At 63.0% G+C, this 12,055-nt stretch carries 8 protein-coding genes; 1 reads left to right on the top strand and 7 read right to left on the bottom strand.

The window, feature by feature from the left end; all coding sequences use genetic code 11:
* Positions 1 to 91: 91 nt before the first annotated feature.
* Entirely contained in the window at positions 92 to 2,965 is a 2,874-nt protein-coding gene (gene glnE / locus LG31_RS0101590) for a bifunctional [glutamate--ammonia ligase]-adenylyl-L-tyrosine phosphorylase/[glutamate--ammonia-ligase] adenylyltransferase (protein ID WP_033112763.1), read from the top strand.
* Between the two features lie 76 nt (positions 2,966 to 3,041).
* Here glnE and LG31_RS0101585 read toward each other — a convergent pair whose 3' ends face one another.
* The 7 genes from LG31_RS0101585 to LG31_RS0101555 all read right to left on the bottom strand — a co-directional run bounded on the left by LG31_RS0101585 (position 3,042) and on the right by LG31_RS0101555 (position 11,909).
* Positions 3,042 to 3,572 carry a GNAT family N-acetyltransferase gene (locus tag LG31_RS0101585; RefSeq protein WP_033112762.1) on the bottom strand — a complete coding sequence of 177 codons (531 nt, stop codon included), beginning with the start codon at positions 3,570 to 3,572 and terminating at the stop codon, positions 3,042 to 3,044.
* Between the two features lie 95 nt (positions 3,573 to 3,667).
* Complete coding sequence (locus LG31_RS0101580) at positions 3,668 to 5,869, bottom strand: glycoside hydrolase (protein ID WP_033112761.1); 2,202 nt, start codon at positions 5,867 to 5,869, stop codon at positions 3,668 to 3,670.
* A gap of 236 nt (positions 5,870 to 6,105) precedes the next feature.
* Positions 6,106 to 6,870, bottom strand: a complete 765-nt coding sequence (locus tag LG31_RS0101575; protein ID WP_238567459.1) for a DUF2861 family protein — start codon at positions 6,868 to 6,870, stop codon at positions 6,106 to 6,108.
* Positions 6,871 to 6,935: 65 nt separating this feature from the next.
* Positions 6,936 to 7,583 carry a response regulator transcription factor gene (locus LG31_RS0101570; RefSeq protein ID WP_033112759.1) on the bottom strand — a complete coding sequence of 216 codons (648 nt, stop codon included), beginning with the start codon at positions 7,581 to 7,583 and terminating at the stop codon, positions 6,936 to 6,938.
* On the bottom strand, positions 7,580 to 8,962 hold the full coding sequence (locus LG31_RS0101565) for an ATP-binding protein (RefSeq protein WP_033112758.1): 1,383 nt from the start codon (positions 8,960 to 8,962) through the stop codon (positions 7,580 to 7,582). The genes LG31_RS0101570 and LG31_RS0101565 overlap by 4 nt, the downstream gene beginning before the upstream one ends.
* 145 nt (positions 8,963 to 9,107) lie before the next feature.
* Positions 9,108 to 11,270, bottom strand: a complete 2,163-nt coding sequence (locus LG31_RS0101560) for an AsmA family protein (protein WP_033112757.1) — start codon at positions 11,268 to 11,270, stop codon at positions 9,108 to 9,110.
* Between the two features lie 132 nt (positions 11,271 to 11,402).
* Positions 11,403 to 11,909: an NUDIX domain-containing protein gene (locus LG31_RS0101555; RefSeq protein WP_033112756.1), complete on the bottom strand. Its 507-nt coding sequence runs from the start codon at positions 11,907 to 11,909 to the stop codon at positions 11,403 to 11,405.
* Between the last annotated feature and the right edge of the window lie 146 nt (positions 11,910 to 12,055).

Here is a 12,055-nt window from a genome sequence, read left to right as displayed (position 1 = left end):
CGCCCCTGCGCTGTGACGCGGGGGCCTGACAGTGCTAGATTGGCAGCCAGCTTTTTATCCGGCAGTTTCGTTAACCACAAGGACGGCAACCGTGGCCCAGCACTCTCCCTCTTTCTCCGCCTTCTCCCCCCTGCTGCAGGATCTGGCCCAGCGCCAGTGGCAACGGCTGACTGAACTGGCCCCCGACTATGGCAACCAGCCCGAGCAGGTGCGCCAGACCCTGCTGACCCTGCTCGGCCTCTCCGATTTTGTCGCCGACTCTCTCTTCAAACAGCCGGAGTTGCTGACCGAGCTGCTCGCCTCCGGGGATCTGGAGCGGGTCGAACGCTGGCCCGCCTATCAGAGTGACCTCACCTCCCTGCTCGCCGAAGTAAGCGATGAAGAGACGCTCAAGCGCATCCTGCGCCAGTTCCGCCGCAGCCGCATGCTGGTGATCGCCTGGCGCGAGCTGCTGGGCCACGCGACAGTAGAAGAGAGCTTTATCCACCTCACCAAGCTGGCGGATGCGCTCATCTGCGCGGCCCGCGACTGGCTCTACGCCAAACAGTGCGGCGAGCTGGGCACCCCGATGGACGGCAACGGTAACCCGCAGCCGCTGCTGATCCTCGGCATGGGCAAGCTCGGCGGTGGCGAGCTCAACTTCTCCTCGGATATCGACCTTATCTTCACCTTCCCCGAGAACGGCTACACGGTCGGCGGGCGGCGCGAGCTGGCCAACCAGCAGTTCTTTATCAAGCTGGGCCAGCGCATCATCAACGCCCTCCACCAGCCCACCCAGGATGGTCAGGTGTTCCGGGTCGATATGCGACTGCGCCCCTTTGGCGATGCGGGGCCGCTGGCCATCTCCTTCGCCGCCATGGAGGATTACTACCAGCACCACGGCCGCAACTGGGAGCGCTACGCCATGGTCAAGGCGCGGGTACTGGGGCCCCAATGCGAGCACGCAGTGGAGCTCGCCGAAATGCTGCGCCCCTTTGTGTTTCGCCGCTATATCGACTTTGGCGTTATCGACGGCCTGCGCCAGATGAAGGCGATGATCGCCGCCGAGGTGCGCCGCAAGGGGCTGGAGGGCAACATCAAGCTGGGGGCTGGCGGCATTCGCGAGGTGGAGTTTATCGCCCAGGCGCTGCAACTTATTCGCGGCGGCCGTGAACCGGCGCTGCGGGTGCGTCACCTGCCCGAAGCGCTGGCCGCCATCGCCCAATGTGGCGCCCTCGAATCTGCCCATTGCGATCGCCTGCTGGATGCCTATCGCTTCCTGCGCCGGGTCGAGAACATATTGCAGGAGATCGGCGATCAGCAGACCCAGACCCTGCCCACCGAGGAGCGGGATCGCCAGCGGCTGATCGCGGCTCTGGGTTTTGCTGACTGGGACGCCTTTATGGCTCATCTCGATGAGGAGATGGCGGCCGTCCATCAGGAGTTCGCCGCCGTGGTGGGGGAAGAGAAAGAGGCACCCGCCCATCTGGAGCAGCTCTGGCTCGATCTGTGGCGCACCGAGCTCGACGCCGCCGAGCTGGAGCAACTGCTGAGCGCGCAGGGGGTGGCCGAGCCCGCCCCGCTCTGCGCCGCGCTGCTGCGTTTCAAGGAGGAGTACAAACGCCGTCAGGTCGGCCCGCAGGGGCGCATCGCGCTGGACTGGCTGATGCCGGAGCTGCTGCGGCTGGTGGTGGCCAGCGAGCAGCCCGCCCGCCTGTTCGAGCGGGTGTGTGAGCTGCTGACCCGCATCTTCACCCGCAGCGCCTATCTGCAACTGCTGGCAGAGAACCCGGGTGCCCTGCGCCAGCTGGTGCGGCTGTGCGACGCCAGCCATCTGGTGAGCGAGCAGCTGGCCCGCTACCCGATTTTGCTGGACGAGCTGCTCGATCCCCAGCACCTCTACCACCCCACCCCGCTCGATCAGTACAAACCCCAGCTGCGCCAGTTCCTGCTGCGCATCCCCGAAGAGGATGTGGAGCAGCAGATGGAGGCGCTGCGTCAGTTCAAGCAGGTGCAGCTGCTGCGCATCGTGGCGGCCGACATCGCCGGCGCCCTGCCGCTGATGAAGGTAAGCGACCACCTCACCTGGCTGGCGGAGGCGATCACCGAAGAGGTGGTCAATCAGGCCTGGGCCCAGATGAGCGAGCGTTACGGGGTGCCGCCCGAGGTGGCAACCAGCGGCCAGCGCGGCTTTGCGGTGGTGGCCTATGGCAAGCTGGGCGGTATCGAGCTCGGTTACGGCTCGGATCTCGATCTGGTGTTCCTGCATGGCGGCGACCCCAACAGCTACACCGACGGGCGCAAGCCCATCGACAGCCGCCAGTTCTATCTGCGTCTGGCGCAGCGGATCCTGCACCTGTTCAGCACCCGAACCCCTTCCGGGATCCTCTACGAGATCGATATGCGGCTGCGCCCCTCCGGCGACTCCGGCCTGCTGGTCTCGTCGCTGTCGGCCTATGAGCAGTATCAGCAAAACGAGGCGTGGACCTGGGAACATCAGGCGCTGGTGCGGGCCCGCCCCATCTATGGCGATGACGCCATCGTTGCCGAGTTTGCCCGTATCCGCCGCGATGTGCTGGCCAGGGAACGCGACCTGCCGACCCTGGCCCGCGAGGTGCGCGAGATGCGCCACAAGATGCGGGATCACCTGCTCAAAGCCGGTGCCGGCGAGTTCGACCTCAAGCAGTCCCCCGGCGGCATGGTGGACATCGAGTTTATCGCCCAGTATCTGGTGCTGGCCCACGCCTGCGGCGAGCCCGATGCCCTCACCCGCTGGTCCGATAACGTGCGCATCTTCGACGAGTGCGTGATGGCGGGTGTGCTGACGCTGGAGCAGGCGGAGGGGCTGAAACAGGCCTATCTGGAGATCCGCAACCTCGGCCATCGCCTCAACCTCTCGGAGATCTCCCGCAAGGTGAGCGACGATCAGCTGCAGAGTGAGCGCAGCCATGTGCTCGCCGTCTGGCAAACCCTGCTGGGGGAGTAATTCCAGCCAGCGGCAATGAAAAAGGGCCCGCCTGAATTGCTTCAGGCGGGCCCCTCTCTTATCTCCTTACGGCTGCTCAGCCGTGATCCATCACCGTCTCCACCAGCATGCTGTTGAAACGCTGATAAGCCTCTTCCTCAAGGAGCCCCGGATAGCTCAACACCCGAAGTTCATGACCCTTGTAGTCAGGATGATAGGGTGGGTGGACATGAGCATAATCGTTGAGACAAAAGCCCAGCCCCTGATAGAAGCGCAGACGGCGAATGGCAATCTCATCCTCTGGCGGATCGATCTCGAGAATGACGGTTTTGCCTGCCCGCTCGCAAAATTCGGCCAGCAGGCGGCTGCCGTAGTTGCGGCCGCGCAGCGCCGGATTGATGGCCAGATGTTCGATATATATCTGCTCGCCACACGCCCACCAGAAGATGAAACCGAGCAGCAGGCCGTCCTGATAAAAGATTTGGCAGTGATAGCGAGGATCCCGCATCTTCTGTGGCTGATGCTGTGACTGGCGCTGCTCGTAGCGGGGAAAACTCTCGCCATAGATCTGCCAGACCAGCGGCCACGCCGGATGGTTTACCTCTCTAATCACTTCACTCTCAATCATCAGAACTACCTCTCGTTTATTTTGCAGAACGTTCATCTATACATGAAAAGTTCTGCCACAGCATCCTCTGATGAAATAAAAGCCAGAACGCCAGATTAGCGGGCGCCATCCGGTTGCGAGACAAACTGCTGCTGGCTGCCATCGGGCAGCAGCGCCAGCACGCTTTGAGCGGCCAGTTTGATCCCTGCCAGCTCGGTGGCCGGGCCGAAGTTGGCAATCAGTCGAGTGCCATCGGCAAACTCGCTCTGCTGCACCACACCTCTTTTATCGAGCCAGCGAAAACCGGTGAGCGGCTGGTTGTAGAGCCGCTCATGCAGCGGGCGGAAAAAGGCATCTAGCCCCTTGAGATAGGGAATGCGCGCGCTGGCACTATCCAGACTGAGGTTGAGCAGCGGCGGCACGTTGTAGAGCTGCTGCAACAGTTCGGTGACCTGACGGCTCTCCCTGAATTTGAGGCTATCCATCGTCCAGTGGTGGGTGGTCACTATGCTGTCGTGAAAGACGCTCTGGAACAACGGCAACCGCAGCGCCGGATCGAAGTAGAGCCCCTGATACTCAGGTTTTAGGTGGCTCTGGCGAAAGAAGAACGCGGGCTGATAGTCGGGATACCAGGCTCCCAGATAGTAGGGAGAGCGCTTGTTGCGGCGCATATCGGGATCCTGCCAGCCAAAGCCGCTGGTCTGGGGGCCGTGGGCAAAGGCCGCGGTGCGGTTGGCTACCGCGCCGCCCTCCTCGGAGCCCACCAGCACCCCCTGACTCCTGGCAATCCACGCCATCCCGGCCATCCGGTTTTGCGCATCCTGCGCCTGACTGGTCGGCTTGGCCGGGTCGAAGTCGTCAAACACCATGCCGGTCGCCGCCACATCGAGGAACCAGCTGTTGTAGTGGCTTGCCTGCTGCAACCAGGCTACGCGCTGCTCCATCACCGGACGCACGCAGGCCTGATTGGTGTAGACGCCGCTGTTTTGAAAGCCGCTCTTGCGCCGTCCATTCTCCAGCATGATGCCGCAATGCAGATAGCTATCCTGCCCCATCTGGGCGGTAAGCCAGCTCTGCTGGCGATTCCCCTCCGGCAGCGCGGTATCGTAGGAGTCGTAAGGGGCGATGAGATAGCCCGCCACTTTGGCAAGCGCTATCCCCTCTGGCGCGGCAAAACCGGCGGTCCACTGGGGCAGCCCCAGCCAGAGTCTGGGTAGTCCAGCCTGCTTGAGAGCGGCGATCATCTTGGCTGAGCTGCCATCGCCCCAACTCTGCGGCTCGTTGAGCGCAGCCCCCAGTTGCCTTGCCGCCAGCGCGCGCCGGGCGGTGAAATCGGCCGGTTGCTGACCCGGATGGCGCAGTGCGAGCGCCTGATCTACCCCAGCCAGCACCAGATTTTGCAGGTAGCGGTTGCGGGCCAGATCGGGCGCTTGCAGCGCACTCTTGCTCTCACCCTTGAGCCAGTCGGCAGGGATCAGGCGGCGCAGTGCGGGCCAGCTCTTCACATCCTGTGGCACCAGCAGTCGCTCGCCCCAGAGGTAGAGGTGAGAGGCACCGATCAGCCGTTTGCCATCCGGCACCGCCGCCAGCTTGCTCTCAAGCGAGACCAGCTCGCCCCGCCCCTGCAACCAGCTGCGATAGGCCTTGGCCGCCGCCAGCCAGTCGTTGCCCGGCTGCAGCGACACCTCCACCTCATAGGGGTCAGCCTGATTAAGGCGATTGACGCTGTGGGTCGCGGTGAAGGCAATGCCATCTTGCTTAGGAGCAAAGGTGAGCCGGTTGTTGAAAGGGTTGGCAAAGAGGATCGCCAACTGCTGCTCGCCATGATCCAGCCCGACCAGCGGCAAGGTCAGATTATCCGTGGTGTTGATCCCCTGATACTCCTCCACCAGCGCCTTGCGCCACGCAGTGTGAGTAGCAGGAATGCGAAATCCCTCATGGATCGGCAGCATCAGCGCCTGTGCCCCTGCCGGCACCCGCGGCCATACCAGCTCGCCAGTGGTCGCGCGGCTCAGGGTGAGGATCAGGCGGTTGCCCTCAAGGCGAGCCAACGCCCGTACCTCGCCATCAGCACGGGTCAGCCAGCTGGCGCGCTCACCCTCCTGCTGCAGGGCGGTGACCGGCTGGCGCGGGCCGGGGGAAGAGATGGCCAAGTGATTGCCCGATGGCAGAATTGCTTCGGCTGCCAGAGTGGCGGGATCCAGCTCGATACGCCACTGCTCGTTGGCCAGAGTCAGCGCCTCGGCAGGCAGGGAGAACAGCGGCGCCAACAACAACAGCGGGCGGATCCGGCTCGTTAGCACGGGAAGAAAAGTCATGGTCTGTGATTCCTGATAACACACGGGAATCGCATTTCAGCAGATCGGCAGCCTGCGATTGTCAGGCCAATGTCAGGATTAAGCACAGAGCAGAGGCGGAGAGGCTTCTCAGCCATTTCCTGTTTAATAGCCACCACCAACAACATCCGCAAAAATGATAACTATTGCACCAACGAAACAATCTGTGCCCGAAGCTGGTCATCCATCACAGACAGCAGCGACTCAATCCCCCGGTATCACTCCACCGGCCCTGCCTGACTGTGGCTCAGTTGCAACACCAGCTGGCCGCGCTGGCTGGTCTGCACCAGCGAGAGGGTGCGCCAGCTGTCAGGAGTGGCGGTTGGCCAGTTAACCGGCTCATCGGGCGCAATCCGGTGCCACCAGAGCAGGGAGTATTGCGGGCGGGCCAGCACCGCCTGATCGAGCCAGAGCGGCGTACAGGAAGCAGGGTTGGCGGGGAGATTGGCCACCGCCTGCGGCGAGCGGGAGAGCCAGTCCAGATCCTGCACCGCAGGCAGCGGCAGGGCCACCTGCCAGTCCTTGCCCGCTACCGCCAGCCGCAGCTGATAGAGACCGGCAGATAAAGGCGTCGGCAGATCGGCCCCCACGACCCTGACTCCACTGTTCTCTTCCGCCTCCCACTGGGCGCCTGCCAGCCGGTTGCGGCCAGCGGGATCGATGAGCTCCGCGGCGGTGATGGGCCCCTCCCCGGTCAGCTGCACCCGATAGTCCCGCAGCAGCGGCGCATCGCGCTGGATCAGCTCAAGGCGCAACTCGCTCACCCCATCGGGCAGAGTGAGCGGGAAATCCTTGCCGCAGTGCTGGGCACTTAGCGCGGCCAGCATCCCCTGCCAGCTACGGCGCTCGGCATCGCTGTTTAGCGCAGGCCACGCCTGCTGCAAAGATTGCCAGGCGTGCCGGTTATCTCCCTGCAGCAAGGCCAGAGTAGCCGGTTGCAGCGGATCGGGGCGCTTGGTTTCCAAGAGGTGCTCGGTTGCCATCACGCTGCTTACGTTTAAAAGGCCAACGCCCAGAACCAACCGCAGCGCAGCCAGCGTTGTGTGCTTCACTGTGCCACCTCCAGCCGGTAGCCGATGCCGCGCACCGTCTCGATGGCCAGCCCGGGCAGCTTCTGGCGCAGTTGCAGAATATGGGTATCGACAGTGCGGGTGGAGGGAAACGCCTGATAGCCCCACACCCGATTGAGGATCTCCTCCCGGCTCAGCACCCGCCCCGCCATCCGCACCAGCAGGGTGAGCAGGGCAAACTCGGTGGGGGTGAAGCTCACCTCCGCATCCTGCCAACTCGCCTGCATCCGGGCAGGATGAAGCTGCAAGCCGCCCACCGCCTGAGTGCCATCCCCCAGCTGACGCAGCTGGGCACGGATCCGTGCCAGCAGCTCGTCGTGGGAGAAGGGCTTGGTCAGGTAGTCGCGCGCCCCCGCATCGAGCCCGGCCACCCGATCGCTCACCTCCACCCTTGCGGTCAGCACGATCACCGGCAACGCCTTGCGCGCCAGCCACTGGGGCAGCCAGTCGAGGGCATCCCCCTCCGGCATAGTGCGATCCAGCAGCACCAGATCCGCCGCCAGCCACTGCAGCTCTGCCGCAGTCAGGGTGTCGCACCAGAGGCAGCGATACCCCTCGCGGGTCAGATAGCGTTGCAGGTTCTCCGCCAGCAGCGCCTCGTCTTCGACAAGCAGGATGGTCTTCATGATTCGGGGTCGCTCCAGAGCTGGCAGGACAGTGTCAGGGTGAAGGTAGTCGGTGGACCGGACAGGGCGAGGCGCCCGCCAAGACGGCGCAACAGATGGCGCACGATGGCAAGCCCCAGCCCCAAGCCATCAGCACGGGCACCGCGGCGCAGCAGGGTGGCGAGCCGGTAACCCGGCAGCTCGCCGCCATCGCTGACCGCAAGGATCAAGCGCCCCGCCTGCCAGCTGGCAAAGATCCGAACAGGCGCGCGGCCATGCAGGCTGGCGTTGCGCAGCAAATTGTCGAGGGCGAGATCGAGCCAGTAGAAGGGGAGCGCCAGAGTCATCTCCCGCTCAAGGCAGAAGGTGGCGCCGTGGCGCTCGCAAGCCAGCGTGAGCCACTCGGCCAGACTGACCGCCACCCGCTCATCCTCGAGGGTCTCTGCCGCCAGATAGTGGCGACTGGCCTGTGCCAGTTGATGCAAGCGGGCGACACTGCCCAGCAGCTGACCCACGCTCTGCTGGGCGGAAGGGGGCAGCCGATCGAAGTCGTGGCGCAGCTCCTCGCTGATGCCGGAGAGCGCCATGATGGGGGTGCGCAGCTCGTGGGTCAGCATCTGCAATGCGACGCGCCGCTCCCGCAACAGGCGCCAGCGCTGCCAGCTGGCCCACCCCAGCAACAGAATGAAGCCAAGCGTACTGGCCAGCGCCAGCCACTGCCAGTGCAGCGTGGGGCGCTCGTTGATACAGAGCGCGCCAACCCGCTCCTGACAGGATCCATCGACCCGGCTATCCAGCACCACACCGAGCCGCTCGGCCAGCGGCTGCCACTGGCCAGCGCCATAGCGACGCCACTGTCCACCGGCAAGCAGCCAGAGCTGACCGGATTGCAGCAGCCAGCGCTCGCCCCGCAGCAGGGCGTCGAGGTTGTCATCATCAAGCTCGCCAATCAGCCCCAACCGGTCGCGCCGCTCCCGCACATGGAGCAGATCGTCGAGCCCGGCGGACGGATGACCAGCCTGCCAGCGAGCCGCGCTGGAGCCGCCAAGCGGATAGACGGGGTGAGCGGCAAACCAGCTGGTCGAGGGCGCAGCCCCTTGGCCGCAAAGCGCCCGCAGCAGTGGCAGCCACTCGGCGGGCAAGGCATTATCCGCCCCGCACTCCTGCTGATAGCGATAGATCGCCTGCAACTGGCGCAGCGGATAGCGCTGCCAGCCGGGATGAAGGGAGTCGGGAGCAATCAGGCGACGATCGAGTCGCTGCACCTCGTCAAGGGGCAGCGTATGTTCGGGAGCCTGTCTGGCCAGCTCGCCAGCCAGACGATCCGCCAGCGGCCCAGCCAGCGCGGGATACGCCATGCCGTAGCAGATCAGGGAACAGAGCAGCAGGATCAGGCGCATGGGTTCAACTCGAGATGACTCCGGATGAAGACACAGCAGAGCACTGCGCCATAAAAAATGTCAGCGCCATTTTTAAATGGCGCTGACATCCGGTCAACCGCTAACGGCATTGGCGCAGCTCCCGCCAGCCCATATGAACCGTCACCTATTTGAACAGTCCCTTGAGCAGCTGGTCAGCCACCCCTTTGACGGCATCGTTGTCGGCCTTGTCCCCCAGCAGCTTCTTGAGTCCGCGCTCGGCCTCCTTACGGGCCTTATCCTCCAGCAACTTGTTGTTGCTGAGCAGCGCCTTCACGTCGAGCCGATAGCTGGGCGCCTGCCAGTGGCCGCCGATCCGTACCGGTATGGTGATCTCCTTCAGCTCGTCCACATCCTTGCCTCCCTGCCCCTTGCTGCTCTCGACGATGGAGGTAAGGAACAGGAAGTCGAGGCTCTCCGGCACCAGTGCCGTCTGCCCTTCGCCCTTGACCCGCAAGGCGGGGGCAAAGAGCTGGATGTCGTTGCTGCGAGCGATGCCGTCGGCAATCTGGAAGCTGGCGGTCAGGGCGCTGAAGTCGGTCTTGCGCGCCTCCTTCACCTGTTCGGCCCCCTTGCCGGTGAGGGTGGCCCGCGCCTCGCGGATCATCTCCGGCAGGTTGATGCCGTGCAGGGCCCCATCGCTCAGCTTCAAGGTAACCTTACCCTGCATCCCGTTGCGCAGTGCCAACTCAGAGAGACCACGTCCTTGCACCTGCACATCGAGATCGCCTTTGCCCTCCAGCAGATCACTCTGAGCCAGAGTCTGCAACAAGGGACGAATGTTCACTCCGGCCACCTGCTTGTGCACCTTGTAGGTGGCGGGCTGCTGGCGTGCGTCGAGTACCCCGTTCGCGTTTACCTGACCGCCTGCCACGGTCGCGCTGAACTGTTTGAGCGTCAGCAGTCCCTTGGCCAGAGCCACCTGCAGATCGACTGCGCCAAGATCCAGCCCTTTCAGACGCAGGCTGCCGAGTTGCAACCGACCATCCAGATCCACCCCTTTGAGCGCGCCCAGATCCGGTTCGACCGCGGAGAGAGCTTCGCTTTTGCCGGTTACCGCTTTATTGCCACTTGCAGCGGTATTGGCAACACCGGCCGCCGGTTTGTTCTCTTTCGCCTGCGCAGGTGTGGTCGGTACCGATTTGGCGAGCCATTTGTCGAGATCCAGCTTCTCCCCCTTGAGATCGAAGCTGATTGCGGGAACAGCGCCAAGCTGCACGGTTCCATCACCACTCAGCAGCGCCTCATCGGCACTCATCACCAGCTTGCTCAGGGTAATCAACTGCTTGTCGAGCTCGGCACGGGCAAACCCGGCCAGTTTCAGCTTCATCTGCGGGCGTGGCAGCGCATCACCTTCCAGCGCTGCCGTCAGCAGCACATCGGAAAGCTCGGCAAGCTTCATCTCTTTATCGAGCCGTCCCTTGAGCGTTCCTTCCAGCGAGCCAGCCAGTAAAGCTTGCTGCCCCTCTACCTTGGCTCCTTTCAGCGCCAACGTGAGGTTGCTCCACTCACCAAGGGCCAATCGGTCTCCCTTGATGGAGAAACTGTCGAGTCGCAGGGACGGATCACTCAGGCTGCCACTGAGGCTCAAGTCTTTCAGTTCACTGGCCATCACCTCCTGCGCCAGCTTGATATGGGTCTGCCCTTTAACATCGAAAGCGAGCTTGTCGGCACTCCCCTTGGCGGCCAGCGTCACGGGTACCCACTGACCGGTGGCCAGCTGCCCCATGTCGAGATCGAGGCGATCCAGTCGCAGCGACGTGCCACTGCGATCATCCTGTACCAGCGCACTGGCCTGGGAGAGCGCGACACCCTGCAAGCTGATCTGCCAAGGCTTGCTATCAGCGGTTGGCGCAGGGGTTGCGGGGACGACCGGTTCGCTTGCATCAGCAGTGGCATCTTTGATCAGTCCGCTCAGATTGGAGCTGCCATCCGCCTTGGTCTGGATAAAGAGATGGGCGCCACTCAGGGTCACCTTGCCGATCTCCAGACGATGGGAGAGCAGCGGCAACAGGGCCACCGAGGCCTCGCCCTGTTCGAAACGAACCAGATCCGGCTCGGCAAAACCGGCCGGATTGCGCAGAGCCACCTTCTCAAGCGAGAGGCCAAGACTCGGCCAGAAACGCCAGTCAATCTCCCCCGCCATCACCAGTTCCCGGCCAGTGCTCTTGCGCACCTGTTCAGCCAGTTGGGGCTTGAATTGATTGGGGTCGATAAGGCTTATCAACGTCACTATGGCCAGCAAGGCCGCCACGGCGATGCCGAGCAAGATGAGAACTATCTTCTTCACAATATGCTCCTTGAATCCGGATCCACTGCTGACTATACCACTCACCGTCTGACGAATGGCGTCTGCGGGACAAAAGCGGACAAGGATGAGACAGGGATGGTCGCTGCCAATCCCCATCGTCATCAGCAGGGATCAGGCTTGCAAAGGGGATTGTTGCAGCCTCGCCATCGCGGTGCGCGTCGATTCGAAAGCAAAGCGGGACAAGGGGATATCGCTGATCTTCAGCCACTGACAGGCGGCCACATAGTCAGCCGGCTGGATGACCGGTTTTTCACTCAGCCTGATGGCGAAAAAGGTGTCACAGGTGTGATAGGTGATGCCATCGTAGGGATAGATATTGGGGAATGAGCCAAGATAGGTGCAAGGATGAGCGCTGACATCGAGTCCCAGCTCCTCCTGCAACTCGCGCACCAGCGCCCCCTCCAGAGACTCGCCGGGATCGACAAATCCGCCCGGCAGATCCAGCAACCCCTTGCCCGGATTGCAGGCACGCACCGCAACCAGCACCTCATCCTGCCAGCAAAGCGCCACCATTACCGCAGTCGCCACATTCTGGAAAAAATGAAAGCCACAGCCACAGCGAAACTCTTTGGGACTGACGCTCTGCAGGGTTTGACCGCCGCATTTTGGACAAAACATGGGCTATCTCCGACGAGATAAAGCGCCATTTTACGCTGTTGAGACCGTTTTTTATGAGTAAAACAGACGGGGAGGACTAGGAATTCAAAGGGAGAGGAATAAAGCAGGGCAATTATCGGGCGATTTTCTGATTTTCAGGCAATAAA

The organism is Aeromonas lacus (assembly GCF_000764665.1).
GTDB lineage: Bacteria > Pseudomonadota > Gammaproteobacteria > Enterobacterales > Aeromonadaceae > Aeromonas > Aeromonas lacus.
Note: the sequence above shows the minus strand (reverse complement) of the source record. Positions and strands in the feature narration are given on the sequence as shown.